This is a genomic window from Ancylomarina euxina (genome assembly GCF_003863355.1).
In the GTDB taxonomy this organism is placed as follows: Bacteria; Bacteroidota; Bacteroidia; order Bacteroidales; family Marinifilaceae; genus Ancylomarina; species Ancylomarina euxinus.
This window is the reverse complement of the sequence record NZ_QQWG01000003.1, coordinates 159,579-175,460: the sequence shown is the minus strand read 5'-3', so window position 1 is coordinate 175,460 and position 15,882 is coordinate 159,579. Positions and strand designations below refer to the sequence as shown.

The following is a 15,882-nucleotide window of genomic DNA, read 5'->3' as shown; positions in this document are numbered from 1 at the left end:
TTTAAATTTTAACTGAATGAAATTTCCTAATCGCTCATTAATTATACTTTCATTTATACTCCTTATTATTGCTTGTGATGATAAAGAAGAGTTTAACAACGATCCTAAATTTCGCTTGAACTTTTCATTAGACAGTTTAACTTTCGATACCATTTTCTCGGGAATTCCTTCAATAACCAAACAACTGAAAGTTTATAATCGATCTTCAAAAGCAATTTATATTGATAATATTGAACTTGTAAATGATGATGAAACTTATCAATTAAACATTAATGGATTGGTTGGGAATAAGGCGAAACAGGTCTATATTCCGGCAAAGGATAGTCTTTATATTTTTATTGAATTAAGCGTGCAAGACAAAAATCAAGATTCACCCCGATTAATTGAAGATTATATACAATTTCAATTCAATTCAAGGGTTCAAAAATTCCTCCTTAAAAGCTGGGCTCAAGACGTTATTCGCTTTAAAAACAATGAACTTCAAACTCAGGGATGGACAAGAAATCGCCCTTATTTTATCGATGAGAATTTATTCTTAGGAAAAACTCAAAACCTGACAATAGAAGCTGGTACAAAAGTCTATTTTCAGAAAGGTGCAGGTCTGCATATTAGTGGTAATCTTAATATCCAAGGAAGTTTTGAAGAGCCAGTTTTTTTTGGTTCACATCGACGTGAGGAGTTGTATGATAATGTTCCTGGTCAATGGGAAGGTCTTTTCTTTTATTCAGAAAGTAAAGCCAATTTCATTTCTCATCTTCAATTGGAGAATGCAATAAAAGGTATTAGTGCTCAATCTGAAATAAACGATAACAATCTGGAAATTGAATATTCTCAATTCCTCAACTTCACCACGACAGGGATTAAAAGTGAAAATTTTAACTTAAAGATGCATGATGTCATCATATCAAATTGTGGAAAACAAACAGTTTTCCTCGAAGGTGAAGGCAATTTTGAATTCTCACATTGTAATTTTATCAACTACTGGCAACTTTCATCAAGAACGGATGCTAGTTTCTGCTATTTAGCAAATGAGAATTCTGGGAAAGAATTAAAACTTTATAATAGTATTATTTGGGGAACTAAGTCTGATGAAATAGAACTCTGTCAAACTGGTGGCATTGAAATTAAAAACACATTAATCAGACTGAGTCAAGAAAAGCAGAATAACTTTTCCAATATTTTAGAGAACTGCATTTTCAATACCGATCCTGAATTTATGAATAAAAATGAACACAATTATAATATACGTTCTAATTCACCTCTCATCAACAAGGCTAAACTCAACATCGCCAATTTCTACCCTCTAGATTTCAATGGTAATTCACGACTCTTTGACACAGCTCCAGACATTGGGAGTTTTGAATATATTGAAGTGAACGAATAATCTCATTTTATTGAACTTACAATGAAAAATAATCTCTGTTTTTTATTGATTTTAATTTCCACATTTAACTCCTTTTCCCAATCAAAATCGGAAATGGACGAGTTACGATCAGATTATCGAATTCTATTTTACAATGTTGAAAATCTTTTCGATACCAAAGATGACAGTTTAAAAAATGATGCCGAATTCTTACCTCAAGGTAAAAAATTTTGGACTTGGAAGAAATACCAAGACAAATGTTCAAAAATCGCAAAAGTTATTATGGCAGTCGGAGGTTGGGAACTTCCCGAAATTATCGGATTATGCGAAATAGAAAACAAAAGAACTTTAAATGGAATTTTATACGCTACACCCTTAAAAAAAGCTCGGTATAAAATCATTCACAAAGAATCTCCCGATCATAGAGGTATCGATGTTGCTCTATTATATCAAGAAGATCGCTTCTTCCCTCTCGATACATTATTCCTAAAACTAACGTATGACGGTTCTGATCACTCCACCACTCGAGAGATATTATATGTAAAAGGGGCAACACACACCGACGATACATTACACCTATTTGTCAATCATTGGCCATCAAGATGGGGAGGACAACTCGAATCAGAATATAAACGATTAGCTGCTGCTAACCTCCTCAGGAGGAAGGTCGATTCAATATTCAACCAATGTTCAAAGGCAAAAATTATCATCATGGGTGATTTTAACGATTACCCCAACAATAAATCCCTTTCTAAAACGTTAAAAGCTAGTGTTCCGAACAAAGAATTTAAAGATAATGATCTATATAACTTAGCCTCTTTTCTAGAAAAAAATAACTCAATAGCATCTCACAAATACCAAGGTGTTTGGGGTATGTTAGACCAGTTTATAGTTTCAGGTGCTCTGATGAATGCAAATGGTATTTTACAAGTACAGCCTAAAAACATGCATCTATTTGCTCCTGATTATTTATTAGAAACAGATAATTCATATAAGGGTAGACGCCCTTTTAGAACCTATATCGGTTATAAATATCATGGTGGATTTAGTGATCACCTTCCGATCTATCTTGATCTTTGGCGGGCTTTGGATGATGAGAAGTAAACACGTTAATTAACAAACCAAAGTCATAAAATAGAATTTAAATATGAAAACATAAAATCTTACTTCTCAGAACCATACATATAAATAATTATCATTATCTTCAAATACAAAAATATAGATGATATGAAATTTGAAAAAGATTTATTAGTTCAGAAATCTACTGTCAAAACAATTGTAGGAGCGCTACACATGGTACTAATTACATTATTAATCAGTTCAAAAATTTATATTGAACAGAGTTTCGAAACGTTTGATATCATTTACCTGATCGCCATCTTTCTACTAGGATCATTATTCATACTCGAAGGAACAGGCATTCCTTTTGCTAAGATTTTTGGGAAAGCTTTTATACTAATTGATGAAGAACGGATAAGTATTAAAAAAGGTGTATTTAATAAGGAACAAACTATATTCTGGGATGAAATTAAAGAGATAGAATACAAACCCAATTACTTCCTCTTCACAAAAAACGATGATAGTTTGTTTCCATTTAAACTAAGACATCTTGCTATCCGTTTTAATAAAGAAATATTAGATTTCATTAAAGTGATAGGCAAACACAAAGGTCTTGAGATTAAAAGAATGAATGACTTTAGAAACAAATAAAGCATAAAATATGCATACCATTATCCTCTATTTGATGTGAAAATCAAGTAGGGGATTTTTTTTTGATTCAAGCCATGATAAAAGTTATGACTTACAAGAGAAAAATATTGCTTAAATTGGATAATCTTCAGTAATAACTATTAATTCTTATTCATATGCATTTCAGACATATACAGACCTTACTCATTTTGTTTATTTTAATAAGTAATTCTGCAATTGCTCAAAACAGTATCCAACTTATTCCTGAATCAAGCTCTATACGTGTATTTAGGACTTCAAATATTCATGATTGGGAGATGCATGTAGAATTTCAACCCCAGGTTTCAGACTATGAACTTCCAAACAACACAATTAAAGACCTTAAAGATATTCAGTTTAAAATTGAAGGAATCAGATTAAAAAGTAAGGAAAGTACTATGGAGAAAAAGGCCCACAAAGCTCTTAAGTTGACTAAATACCCTTTCATAAGTTTCTTATTAAAGAAAATTACAATTAGAAATCATAAAGCAACAAGTTTTAATGCCTTTGCGATAGGGACCCTTGTTATTTCAGGTCAATCACAAGATGTTAAATTACCCATAAATGGTAATTTCTTAGGAAAAAAGAAACTGAACCTAACTGGACATATTGATCTTAACATGTCTAATTTTAAAATTGAAGCACCTACTGCATTTTTAGGAGCTATTTCAACTGCAGATGAAATCAAGATTCTATATTCACTGAATTTCACTTCAAAACAAAAATTATCAGAAGACATGCTAAGTTCTAATCTTAATCCTTAATATCAGTCATATCCAAAGATTTTTCCTAATTTTGCCAACATACAATAAGACACAAGAAGCTTGTTTTTCTTCGTGTCTTTTTTTTGCACACAATCTGTAAACAATAATCATGATAAATAGAATCACTCAACTTTTTGGAATCGAAAAACCTATCATTCAAGGCGGAATGGTCTGGTGCTCAGGATGGAAGCTTGCCATAGCAGTTAGTAATGCTGGAGGTTTAGGATTAATTGGTGCTGGATCTATGCACCCAGATATCTTCCAGGAACATATCCAAAAAGCAAAAGCTGCGTGTCATAAACCTTTCGGGGTTAATGTACCTCTTCTTTATCCTGAAATGGATAAAATTATGAATATCATCGTTGAAGAAGGAATCAAAATCGTTTTTACTTCCGCAGGTAGCCCAAAAAAATGGACCCCATTTTTAAAAGAACACGGTATTACCGTTGTACATGTTGTATCTAGTGCGTTCTTTGCTAAAAAATGCGAAGAGGCTGGTGTTGATGCTATTGTCGCTGAAGGATTTGAAGCTGGTGGTCACAATGGTCGTGAAGAAACAACGACTTTGACGCTAATTCCAAATGTTAGAACAGCAACTAACTTACCCTTAATCGCTGCTGGCGGTATTGGCTGTGGTAAAAGCATTCTAGCAGCACTAAGTTTAGGCGCTGATGGTGTTCAAATTGGGACTCGATTTGCTGCATCCGAAGAATCCTCATCTCACATCAACTTCAAAGAAGCTATTGTAAAATTAGAGGAAGGTGGAACAAAACTTGCTCTTAAGAAGTTAGCACCAACTCGATTAATAAAGAACAAATTCTTCGAGCAAGTTTATGAGGCTGAGTGCCGCGGAGCTTCTCCAGAAGAGATGAGAGAAATACTTGGTAAAGGACGCTCCAAAAAAGGAATGTTCGAAGGAGATCTTGAGGAAGGTGAATTAGAAATTGGTCAAGTTGGAGCAATGATAAAAGCCATCCAGCCTGTATCCACAATTATGAATGAGATGATGGCTGAATACAAACAAGAACTTGAAATTCTGCAATCAGTACAATCTAAATACCAATTCTAATAAATTTTAAGAAAAGCTAGCTTTAATCTTGCTTAACAATTAGGCAGAAGAAGAAATGAGCTTTCTGAATTTAAAATATCAAAATGATTGAATTCGATAAATTTACGCTTGACAATGGACTCAAGGTAATTGTGCATAAAGACGCTTCAACGCCTTTAGCTGCAGTTAATATCCTATATAATATTGGTGCCAAAGATGAAAATCCAGAACAAACTGGCTTCGCTCATCTTTTCGAGCATCTCATGTTTGGTGGTTCAGTAAATATCCCAAACTACGATGAACCTCTTCAACAAGTTGGAGGTGATAATAATGCTTGGACCAATAATGATGTCACAAATTATTATCTAACTGTTCCTAAGGAAAATCTTGAAACTGGTTTCTGGCTAGAGTCTGACCGAATGCTAAGTTTGGCTTTTACTCAAAAAAGTTTAGATGTTCAAAAGGCGGTTGTTATCGAAGAGTTTAAACAGCACTACTTCAACCAACCTTATGGTGATGTTTGGCTACACCTTCGTCCCTTAGCATACAAGAAACATCCATACCAATGGTCAACAATTGGAAAATGTATAGAGCATATTGAAAATGCCCAGTTGCAAGATGTTAAAGATTTTTTCTTTCATCATTATGCACCTAATAATGCGGTATTGGTTGTTTCAGGCAATATTGAGACTGATGAAGTTAAACGTCTTGCGGAAAAGTGGTTTGGACCAATTGAACGCAGAGAAATTGCGGCTCGCAATTTACCTGTGGAACCCAAACAAACAGAATTCCGCTCTCTTCACCTCGAAAGAGATGTCCCTTATGATGCCATCTATATGGCTTTTCATATGGGAAGCCGTATCGATCAGGATTACTACAAGGTCGACTTACTTTCTGACATATTATCAAACGGACAATCATCTCGCATATTTCAAACGCTTATAAAAGAGAAGAACCTTTTCTCAACCATAGACGCTTATTTGACTGGCGATTTTGAGCCAGGTTTGTTTGTCATCAGTGGTAAGCTAACTGAAGGTGTGAGCATGGAAGATGCAGAAAAAGCCATCTGGGAAGTTCTTGATGAAGTATCTGCAACTAAAGCTGATGAATATGAACTACAAAAGGTGAAAAACAAAATTGAATCTTCACTGGTTTTCTCTGAGATTAGTTTCTTAAACAAGGCTATGAATATTGCCCAACATGAAATCACAGGGCAAGCAGAAGATATCAATCTTGAAGTCGAAAAATATAATAAGGTTAGCACAGATGACCTACAAAAAATGGCTCAGAAAATTCTTATTAAAGAGAATTGTTCCACACTTTATTACCACGCAAAAAAACAATAATGGAGAAATTGAATCGCAACCTACCTCCTCAGTTTAAAACAATTGAGCATGTAGATATCCCAAAATCAAAACAAGAAGTTTTGAGTAATGAGATTCCTGTCCATATTATTTCTGGTGGAAGTCAGGATGTCCTTAAAATTGAGATGATATTTAATGCAGGAATATGGCATCAAAAATTGCCTCTAATTGCCGGCACTTGTAATTCTATGCTCAACGAAGGAACAGAAAAATATTCAGCTGCTCAGCTTGCCGAAAAGTTTGACTTTTATGGTGCATATATTGCTTACAATAACAGTCAGCATGACGCTAGCGTGTGTCTATATACCCTCAATAAGTATCTGGATGAAACACTGGATTTACTTGAGGAAATTATTAAACGCCCCACTTTCCCTAAGAAAGAATTCAAAACTATACTCAGCAATAAAAAACAAAGTTATCTTGTAAATAGAGAGAAAACGAATGCCTTAGCTAAAGAAAAATTCAATAGCCTTATTTATGGCGAAAAGCATCCTTATGCCAATATTTTTAAGGCAAGTGCTTTCGACGAAGTTCAGTTGGACGATATTAAAACGTATTATAAAGATCGGTATACATCTGATAATTGTAGAATTATCGTTTCTGGGAAAATGGATAATTCAATACTCTCTAAGATAGAAGATCGTTTTGGTGCTTCAGCTTGGAGCACAAAATCGTCTAATATCGAAATCAAGCACGAATTCCAAATTTCTAATGAAAAGAAAGTATTTGTTCTTAAAAAAGATGCCGTACAATCATCAATTAGAATTGGTCGACCTCTTTTTAACAAAACACATCCCGATTTTGCAGGTATCATGCTTCTCAACCTTGTACTTGGAGGCTACTTCGGTTCTCGATTGATGCAAAACATCCGCGAAGACAAAGGTTATACCTATGGTATCAACTCTCTTTTGCTTTCACACCTTAAATCAGGTCATTTTGCAATTGTTACTGAAGTTGGAAAAGATGTATGCAAGGCGGCTATCTCTGAAATCTACAAGGAAATAAGTCGTTTGAGAGTAGAATTGGTTCCTGAAGAAGAACTAATTCTTGTAAAGAACTTTTTCTCTGGTGAGATACTTAGAAGCTTTGACAGTCCGTTTGCATTGTCAGAAAGCCTAAGAGGAAATCTTCCTTTCGGATTTGATAATTCATATTACGAGAAATTCCTTCAAGAAATTAAGGGAACTTCATCTCAGAAAATAATGGAACTAGCAAACACTTATTTCAAAGAGGAAGATCTCTATGAGGTTGTTGTTGGAGAAAATAAAGCCTAAATAAAAATGGATCTAATTCTGAGCAATTAGCTAAGGCTGGTTACTCATTTTTATTTCTGTTTAATTCTAGCGTCTCACAATTGAGAAGTTTATTTAAGTATTTTCTCAAAATTAAGAATAATGGGTCTAAATAAATTATCTAAACAAGCAGGAAAATCGGTAGTTTTAACTAATTTTATAAATCACTTAAAACAAACATCTCGAAAATAGATTCTTTTTTCAACAACAGCTTCTATATAAAATCACCTTTTGATTTTCCCGATTTGTTTTTACGATTAATATAAATGAGTAACATATGACTGTTGAAACCCAACAAGATAAAGAATTAATACTAGCAAGCTATCAGAAGCTTTTGGCAAGTTGTAAAAGAAGCAACACGCCTGAAACAAAAGCAATGATAGAAAAGGCATTCCATTTTGCATGGGACGCTCATAGAGGTGTGCGTCGTAAATCTGGAGAACCTTATATTATACACCCTATTGAAGTTGCTGAAATCGCAGCAAAAGAAATAGGTCTTGGAACAAAATCTATTGTCGCTGCTTTATTACATGATGTTGTTGAAGATACTGATTATACTGTCGAAGATATTGCGCATCATTTTGGCGACAAAGTAGCAGCAATAGTTGATGGGCTAACAAAAATATCTGGTGCTTTCAATCAGCAAACATCTATGCAAGCTGAGAACTTCAGAAAGATGTTACTAACACTCTCTGATGATATTCGCGTGATTATCCTCAAAATTGCTGACCGCCTGCACAATATGCGAACGCTAAGTTCCATGCCTCTCCGTAAGCAAATGAAAATTGCTGGCGAAACCCTATTCCTCTTTGCTCCACTTGCCCACCGTTTAGGTCTATACAAGATAAAATCAGAACTTGAAGATTTAAGTTTGATGTATGAACATCCGGAGGATTATAAAAATATTGCTGAAAAAATAAGAAACAAAGAAGCTGAACAAGAGTTAGTTATAGACCAGATAATTCAACCAATTAAGAAACGTTTAAATGATAATAATATTATTTGCACGGTTATAGATCGTCCTCGCTCTATTTTTTCAATCTGGAATAAAATTGAAAACCATAAGATTAAGATAGAAGATATCTACGATCTACCTGCAATAAGAGTTATTTTTAAACCCCAAGAAGATGTTCCTGAAAAGAATCAGTGCTGGAATATTTATTCTTTGATTACAGATATCTACAAACCTAAACCCGAACGTATTCGCGACTGGATGAGTACACCTAAAGCTAATGGCTATGAGGCTCTGCACATGACAGCTATGGGACCATTCGGTAAATGGGTTGAAATTCAGATTTGTTCGAATAGAATGAATGAAATTGCTGAACGAGGTTTTATTGCTCACTCAAGGTATAATACAGACAGTGAGTCAGAACTAGACAAATGGCTTAAGGATGTTCGAGAAATTTTAGAAAACCCAGAATCTGATGCTTTAGCTTTTCTTGATGAATTCCGTTTAAACTTATTCTCTCAGGAAATTCAAGTTTTCACACCCAAAGGCTTAATCAAAACACTACCTAAGCATGCTAGTGCTTTAGATTTTGCTTACGAAATTCATACTGATATAGGAAACCAATGCATTGGCGCTAAAGTCAATCATAAGCTTGTTTCTCTTAATACCATTCTTCGCAGCGGGGATCAGGTAGAAATCTTAACATCCAATAAACAAAAGCCTAAACCCGAATGGCTAGAATATGTCGTAACAGCTAAAGCAAAATCAAAAATAAAAGCTGAGTTTAAAGATGATAGAAAGCGATTAATTCGTGCTGGGAATAAAATATTAGAAGAACATCTCCAAAGTATTGGCCTAATATTAAATTCAAAAGCGACAAAAAAACTGATGGAACACTATCAGTTCACAAATAAAGATGAACTCTTCTTAAACTTTGGATCTTCGAAACTAAAGCTTGAAGAAATAGAAGGTATTGTTAAAAAGAAGTCAAAAAATAAATTTATCAAATACTGGAAACTACAATTGTTTGGTAGCGACGAAAAAAAAGAAACACCAGACAAGCTAGATAGTAAGCCTGAAATTGATAAAAAGAAACCTTTCCTTTTGGAAGAAACCATGTCTGAGGAAAAATATAAGATTGCAACTTGTTGCAAACCTATCCCAGGCGATGATGTAGTTGGTTATGTTGATATGGCAAATAATGTCACTATTCACAAAAGAAAATGTCCCAATGCCCTTAAATTGATGTCAAGCCAAGGCGATAGAATTCTTGAAGCTAACTGGACCAGTCATCGTTTAATGTCATTTCTGGCCATTATTGAACTAAATGGCATCGATAAAATCGGAATCGTTAACGATATCACTTCCATCATCTCAAAAGATCATCATGTTAACATGAGATCCATCCATTTTGAAAGTCACGATGGCGTTTTTGAGGGCTTGATACATCTCTATGTGCATAATACAGAAGACTTAAACAACCTGATGAAGAAACTCATCAAAATTAAAGGTCTCGACAATGTAAGACGAATCGAGAATATCGAAGAATACAGTTAATCAATTTATTTTGCTTCTACTCTTGGAAGTAATCAAAAAAAAACACTATTTTAGTCCCGTTATTTAAAATTAGATTAGATAGTAATATAGCTTTAAAAGTATGATTAGCGAAGACACAAAAGAAATTGTAAAAAAGATGTTTACTGATTACCTTCAAAAGAAGGGACACAGAAAAACACCTGAAAGATATGCCATACTTGACGAAATATATTCGCGTGAAGGTCATTTTGACATTGAGTCTCTTTACATTTTTATGAAGAATAAGAATTATCGTGTAAGTAGAGCAACTCTTTACAATACTATCGATCTCCTTTTAGATTGCAAACTTGTAATTAAGCATCAGTTTGGAAAAAACATTGCTCAATTCGAGAAAGCTTACGATAGCAACAAGCACGATCACTTAATTTGTACTAAATGTGGTAAAGTTCTAGAGTTCTGTGATACTCGCCTAGAAGATGTTCGTAACAATGTTTCTGATGATATGGACTTCTTAGTATCTCACCATTCTCTTTACATTTATGGTACATGCCAAGAGTGTAGAAAAAAAGACAACTAAGATATCAACAATCGATATATTTTAAAGCCCTTATTAATAAGGGCTTTTTTTATTCTAGCTTGTGATTTTTCAACAAGTCACTCTCTAATCTAAAATATTTATTACCTTTGACCGTTAACAATTAGCTGTTAACATCAAACAATACTCTCAGCTAATACTTTCCTCAATTGGCATGTATTTGCTGGGTTATAATCAACCGTTTTATTCAAATTATTTGTCGATGAATGATACTATTTATGGCCAATATTCTGCCTGAATTCTTAGTTCTATTCGATAAATCAGATCAAATTATTACCCTATGAAAGTTGATGTACTTTTAGGCCTCCAGTGGGGAGATGAAGGAAAAGGCAAAATTGTAGATGTACTTACTCCAAAGTATGATATTATAACTCGATTCCAAGGTGGACCAAATGCTGGACACACTCTAGAGTTTAATCAGATCAAGCACGTTTTACATACAATTCCATCGGGAATTTTTCGTGATGATAAATTAAACGTTATTGGAAATGGTGTTGTAATTGATCCTGTAATTTTCAAAAAGGAGATCGAAGGTATCAAAGCAATTGGTATTGATTTGAGTAAGAATCTTTTCATCTCTAAGAAAGCTCACTTAATTTTACCTTCACACCGAATTCTAGATGCTGCTTCTGAAGCTGCAAAAGGAAAATCTAAGATTGGATCTACTCTTAAAGGTATTGGTCCAACATATATGGATAAAACCGGTCGAAATGGTTTAAGAGTTGGTGATATTCTAACTAATTTCGATGAAAAGTATAAAGCTTTGGTTGAGAAGCATGGCGATATGCTAAATAAGTTCTATTCTTTTGAATACAATTTATCAGAGTATGAAACTGAATGGTTCGAAGGAATCAAGTTACTTCAAGAATTCCAGCTAATCGATAGCGAACAATTCTTAAACGATAGCCTTAAAAATGGTAAATCAATTCTTGCTGAGGGAGCACAAGGTACTCTTCTTGATATTGATTTCGGTTCATACCCATTCGTTACTTCATCAAACACTGTTTGTGCTGGTGCATGTACAGGATTAGGTATCGCTCCAAATAGAATTGGTGAAGTTATTGGAATCTTCAAAGCATACTGCACACGCGTTGGTATGGGTCCATTCCCAACTGAGCTTTTTGATGAAGTAGGCATAGAATTAAGAAATAAAGGGAATGAGTTTGGTTCTACAACGGGGCGTGAAAGACGTTGCGGTTGGCTAGATATGGTTTCTTTAAAATATTCTATCATGATTAATGGGGTAACTCAATTAACCATGATGAAATCGGATGTATTAGACGGATTTGATACAATTAAAATTTGTACTGGTTACAAACTTGATGGAAAAGAAATCGACTATGTTCCTTACGAAATGACTGATGCTATTGAACCTGTTTACACCGAATTCAAAGGATGGAACACTGATATGACTTCAATGTCAAACGAAGATGAATTCCCTGAGGATTTTAAAGCCTATATTGACTTCATTGAAAAAGCGACTGGTGTACCTATCACTGTTGTTTCTGTAGGTCCGAACAGATCACAAACTATCGAAAGAAAATAAGACTTGTTAGGTCACCTGATTCAAATTAGAATCCTGGATTTAACCTGTGATAAATAAAACTAAAACCTCTACGACTTCAGCTTGAAGTTGTAGAGGATTTTTTTTGCACAGCAGTTTGATTAAAATTGAAAAATATTCAAGGCATAAATTCTTAATCAGAAAATCATAATATTTAAGTCAAAGTCTCCTAGACTTTATATTATTATTGATTAAGTTTGAAAGTCAGATCCAGATTTAATCAATAATTTGAATAGAATTTTATCTAATGGAGCAGAATAATATCACGAACCAGAAGAAATTACTCAAAGCCATACGTCCCCAACGTGTAATTTGGCCTATTTTGATTGGTTTTGTGGTAATTATCTATTTGCTTGTAAAAGATTTCAAACCCGGAACATTTGATTTAGTCGAATTTTCCTGGCTTACCCTTGTAGGAATACTCGTCGCTCTCCTTATGATGGCACTTCGTGATTTTGGCTATATGGCCAGATTAAGAATATTAACCGGAAATGAATTCTCCTGGAGAAAGACCTTCCGTATTATAATGCTCTGGGAATTTACATCTGCTGTTACACCATCAGCCATTGGAGGAACTTCCTTTGCTATTCTTTACCTAAATAAAGAAGGTTTAAGCTTAGGAAAAAGCTCAGCTGTTGTTATGGCTACCTCTTTCCTCGACGAGCTTTATTTCATCATCATGCTTCCCTTAATTCTTTTTATTTTGGATTGGCAACAACTCTTTTTACTCGATACAGAAAACACATCCTCTCTAACATCTTCTCTTATACTTCTGATTCTAGGAGCTTACATGCTAAAACTAGCCTACTTAATTGTATTGAGTTATGGACTTTTCAAAAATCCTCGTGGACTAAAGTGGTTATTATTATGGATATTTAAACTGCCCATCCTTCGAAAGTGGAAACAGGGAGCAAATCAAACCGGAACAGATATTATTGAAAGTTCAAAAGATTTGAAAAACAAAAATTACAAATTCTGGATGAAAGCCTTTTTTGCAAGTTTTTGTTCCTGGACAGCACGTTATTGGGTTGTTAATTCAATATTGTTAGCCTTTTGGTGTTGCGACTATACCACCTTGGATCATATCATGATTTTTGCACGCCAACTTCTTATGTGGATCATGATGCTAATAAGCCCTACACCTGGTGGAAGTGGATTTTCAGAGTGGGTCTTTACACAATATTTGGGAGATTTTATTCCTGAAGCAGGACTCACCATCACCTTAGCTTTAATTTGGCGATTGATTTCCTATTACCCATATTTATTTATTGGGATGTACATGCTCCCTAAATGGATCAAGAAAAACTTCTAAATAAAAACACTCCACCTCATTACACAATGAGATGGAGCTATTCTACGTCGCTTAAAGCGATATCTTAAATACTTATTTCATCTTATTCCAGACTAAAGCTGCAGAACCTAAAACAGCTGCATTATCCTTTAATCCAGAAGGAAGCACTCTAATTTTATTCTTATAAATTGATAAGAGATTTTTCTCCAAAGTCTCTCGAACGGGATCAAATAAGATATTTCCTGCTTTTGTTAAACCACCAAAAAGGAAAATAGCCTCTGGACTAGTAACTGCAACGACATTAGCTAAAACTTCCCCTAGAATTGTAGCCGTATAAGTAAAGGTTTCTTTAGCCACTTCATCCCCTCGATTAGCCGCTTCAGCAACCATTTTAGCCGTTAATTTATTGAATGGGATATCTCTCAATTCACTATCGCCACTATGTCTGGCTAATAATTTATAGACCGATCTTTTCACTCCTGTAGCCGAAACATAGGTTTCCAAACAGCCTTTACGTCCACAACCACATTCACGTCCACTTTTACGAACAATCATATGTCCTACTTCTCCTGCAAAACCATCATGACCATGAAGCACATCTCCATTAGCAAAAATCCCGCTACCTAATCCAGTACCAAGAGTAATCACCATAAAATTATTCATATCGCGAGCAGCACCAAAAACTTTCTCGCCCATAGCTGCAGCATTCGCATCGTTGGTTATATAAACAGGAACGTCTAATCTTTTTTTAACCAATTTTGCAAGAGGAATACTCTTCTTCCATCGTAAATTTGCTGCATCTTCGATAGTACCCGTATAATAACTCGCATTAGGAGCACCAATCCCAATCCCTTTTATATCTACATCGTAAGGTAAATTCTCTTTTTCAGTATTAATTGCCTGAAACAACTCATCGATATAATCCTCTACATCGGCATGCTTCTGAGTTGGCAAGGTCCCCTCAGCAATACAAATACCTTCTCTATCTATTAAACCAAAAACAGTGTTAGTTCCTCCAATATCAATTCCTAATGCAATTTCTTTCATTCTAATAAAATTAATTGTGTTTGAAACCTTTTACTGCATAATAGAAAATATAGGCATAACACAAAACGGTAATAATAAATGAATTCTGAAGACCAAAATTATCAGCCAAAACTCCCATTAATAGTGGAACAATTGCTCCTCCTACAATTGCTAAGCATAGGATACCTGAACCTTGACTGGTATGTTGTCCTAAACCATCAATTGCGAGCGTAAAGATAGTAGGAAACATGATAGAATTAAACAAGCCAACTAAAACAATACTCCATAATGCGATATAACCTTCTGTCATCATACTTATTAAAACAAGAACCACAACCATTATAGCATTAAAAGCTAATAATTTATTAGACGATATTTTGTGCATAATAGCTGATCCGATAAACCTTCCGACCATTGCTCCGCCCCAAAAAATGGAAACATAGCCGGCCGCTTGAGCCTCACCAAACAAATTTAGAGCATCACTACCCAAATAACTAACAAGAGCACTCCCGATAGAAACCTCAGCTCCTACATACATAAAAATGGCCAGTGCACCCAAAACTAAATGGGAATGATTCCAAGCGGATCCTTCTGCTTTTTGCTCCTCAGCATCTATAATCTTTGGTAGCTTTACAAAAGCAAATACCAATGCAATTAGTCCTAATGCCACAGCCAAACCAATATAAGGCATTTGGACAGCAGAAGCCTGGCTTATCAAATCGTCACTATTATTATCTAATATCAAATAGGCCCCAAACATAGGAGCAACTGTTGTACCTAAACTATTAAATCCTTGTGTTAAATTTAAACGACTAGGTGCTGTTTCAGGACTTCCCAACTCAGCCACAAAAGGATTTGCAGCAACTTGAAGGATGACAATACCACAAGCCAAAACAAAAAAAGCAAAAAGAAAAAATCCATAGGATAAGAATGAAGCCGCAGGATAAAACAGGAGAGCGCCTATACCAGCAACTGATAATCCTAAGACAATACCCGATTTATAACCAATCCTGCTAATAATTCGACCCGCTGGCAGCGACATCAAAAAATAAGCACCGAAGAAAGTGAATTGGACTAACATGGCCTGAGTAAAGGTCAAATCGAATAAGCCTTTCAAATGAGGAATTAATATATCATTCATACAGGTTAAAAAACCCCACATAAAAAATAATGAGGTGAGTAATCCTAATGCTGCTTTTAAATTCATAGGCTTGCCCTCAGCTTGACTACCTGCCTGACTCATTCTTGTACTTATTGATACCATAATGCTAGTTTTAAAGTTTCTTCCCGACAAAGCTTCAATAATTACTGAAAGAAATATGGTAATATGTTACCATTTAATAACACTATATTTGCACT

General features: G+C 34.6%; 13 protein-coding genes. 11 read left to right on the top strand and 2 right to left on the bottom strand.

Annotation, left to right across the window (positions count from 1 at the left end):
• The first annotated feature begins 16 nt into the window (after window positions 1-16).
• From DWB61_RS04525 to DWB61_RS04475, 11 genes are all read left to right on the top strand, one after another.
• Complete coding sequence (locus tag DWB61_RS04525; RefSeq protein ID WP_125029704.1) at window positions 17-1,384, top strand: hypothetical protein; 1,368 nt, start codon at window positions 17-19, stop codon at window positions 1,382-1,384.
• A gap of 93 nt (window positions 1,385-1,477) precedes the next feature.
• Window positions 1,478-2,467, top strand: a complete 990-nt coding sequence (locus DWB61_RS04520; protein ID WP_125029703.1) for an endonuclease/exonuclease/phosphatase family protein — start codon at window positions 1,478-1,480, stop codon at window positions 2,465-2,467.
• A gap of 123 nt (window positions 2,468-2,590) precedes the next feature.
• Window positions 2,591-3,073, top strand: a complete 483-nt coding sequence (locus tag DWB61_RS04515; protein ID WP_125029702.1) for a hypothetical protein — start codon at window positions 2,591-2,593, stop codon at window positions 3,071-3,073.
• Window positions 3,074-3,228: 155 nt separating this feature from the next.
• Window positions 3,229-3,855 (top strand): YceI family protein, encoded by a 627-nt coding sequence (locus DWB61_RS04510; protein ID WP_125029701.1) that lies wholly within the window; start codon window positions 3,229-3,231, stop codon window positions 3,853-3,855.
• Between the two features lie 109 nt (window positions 3,856-3,964).
• Window positions 3,965-4,924 (top strand): NAD(P)H-dependent flavin oxidoreductase, encoded by a 960-nt coding sequence (locus DWB61_RS04505; RefSeq protein WP_156190174.1) that lies wholly within the window; start codon window positions 3,965-3,967, stop codon window positions 4,922-4,924.
• An 83-nt stretch (window positions 4,925-5,007) separates the two neighbouring features.
• The gene (locus tag DWB61_RS04500; protein WP_125029700.1) at window positions 5,008-6,249 is read left to right on the top strand and encodes a M16 family metallopeptidase; all 1,242 of its coding nucleotides are present in this window, start codon (window positions 5,008-5,010) and stop codon (window positions 6,247-6,249) included.
• Window positions 6,249-7,541, top strand: a complete 1,293-nt coding sequence (locus tag DWB61_RS04495) for a M16 family metallopeptidase (protein ID WP_125029699.1) — start codon at window positions 6,249-6,251, stop codon at window positions 7,539-7,541. The genes DWB61_RS04500 and DWB61_RS04495 overlap by 1 nt, the downstream gene beginning before the upstream one ends.
• 295 nt (window positions 7,542-7,836) lie before the next feature.
• Window positions 7,837-10,068 (top strand): RelA/SpoT family protein, encoded by a 2,232-nt coding sequence (locus DWB61_RS04490; RefSeq protein WP_125029698.1) that lies wholly within the window; start codon window positions 7,837-7,839, stop codon window positions 10,066-10,068.
• 100 nt (window positions 10,069-10,168) lie between these two features.
• Complete coding sequence (locus DWB61_RS04485) at window positions 10,169-10,624, top strand: Fur family transcriptional regulator (protein WP_125029697.1); 456 nt, start codon at window positions 10,169-10,171, stop codon at window positions 10,622-10,624.
• A 298-nt stretch (window positions 10,625-10,922) separates the two neighbouring features.
• Entirely contained in the window at window positions 10,923-12,188 is a 1,266-nt protein-coding gene (locus tag DWB61_RS04480; RefSeq protein ID WP_125029696.1) for an adenylosuccinate synthase, read from the top strand.
• Between the two features lie 265 nt (window positions 12,189-12,453).
• Window positions 12,454-13,518, top strand: a complete 1,065-nt coding sequence (locus DWB61_RS04475; protein ID WP_125029695.1) for a lysylphosphatidylglycerol synthase transmembrane domain-containing protein — start codon at window positions 12,454-12,456, stop codon at window positions 13,516-13,518.
• A 72-nt stretch (window positions 13,519-13,590) separates the two neighbouring features.
• Here DWB61_RS04475 and DWB61_RS04470 read toward each other — a convergent pair whose 3' ends face one another.
• The gene (locus tag DWB61_RS04470) at window positions 13,591-14,544 is read right to left on the bottom strand and encodes an ROK family protein (protein WP_125029694.1); all 954 of its coding nucleotides are present in this window, start codon (window positions 14,542-14,544) and stop codon (window positions 13,591-13,593) included.
• Window positions 14,545-14,554: 10 nt separating this feature from the next.
• Window positions 14,555-15,787, bottom strand: a complete 1,233-nt coding sequence (locus tag DWB61_RS04465) for a sugar MFS transporter (RefSeq protein WP_125029693.1) — start codon at window positions 15,785-15,787, stop codon at window positions 14,555-14,557.
• Window positions 15,788-15,882 lie beyond the last annotated feature (95 nt).

Bases quoted from the DNA above. Each gene is read 5' to 3' on its own strand.
- DWB61_RS04470 (WP_125029694.1), bottom strand. From the start codon at position 14,544: ATGAAAGAAATTGCATTAGGAATTGATATTGGAGGAACTAACACTGTT.
- DWB61_RS04520 (WP_125029703.1), top strand. From the start codon at position 1,478: ATGGACGAGTTACGATCAGATTATCGAATTCTATTTTACAATGTTGAA.
- DWB61_RS04510 (WP_125029701.1), top strand. From the start codon at position 3,229: ATGCATTTCAGACATATACAGACCTTACTCATTTTGTTTATTTTAATA.
- DWB61_RS04495 (WP_125029699.1), top strand. From the start codon at position 6,249: ATGGAGAAATTGAATCGCAACCTACCTCCTCAGTTTAAAACAATTGAG.
- DWB61_RS04515 (WP_125029702.1), top strand. From the start codon at position 2,591: ATGAAATTTGAAAAAGATTTATTAGTTCAGAAATCTACTGTCAAAACA.
- DWB61_RS04505 (WP_156190174.1), top strand. From the start codon at position 3,965: ATGATAAATAGAATCACTCAACTTTTTGGAATCGAAAAACCTATCATT.
- DWB61_RS04490 (WP_125029698.1), top strand. From the start codon at position 7,837: ATGACTGTTGAAACCCAACAAGATAAAGAATTAATACTAGCAAGCTAT.
- DWB61_RS04485 (WP_125029697.1), top strand. From the start codon at position 10,169: ATGATTAGCGAAGACACAAAAGAAATTGTAAAAAAGATGTTTACTGAT.
- DWB61_RS04475 (WP_125029695.1), top strand. From the start codon at position 12,454: ATGGAGCAGAATAATATCACGAACCAGAAGAAATTACTCAAAGCCATA.
- DWB61_RS04480 (WP_125029696.1), top strand. From the start codon at position 10,923: ATGAAAGTTGATGTACTTTTAGGCCTCCAGTGGGGAGATGAAGGAAAA.
- DWB61_RS04500 (WP_125029700.1), top strand. From the start codon at position 5,008: ATGATTGAATTCGATAAATTTACGCTTGACAATGGACTCAAGGTAATT.
- DWB61_RS04465 (WP_125029693.1), bottom strand. From the start codon at position 15,787: ATGGTATCAATAAGTACAAGAATGAGTCAGGCAGGTAGTCAAGCTGAG.
- DWB61_RS04525 (WP_125029704.1), top strand. From the start codon at position 17: ATGAAATTTCCTAATCGCTCATTAATTATACTTTCATTTATACTCCTT.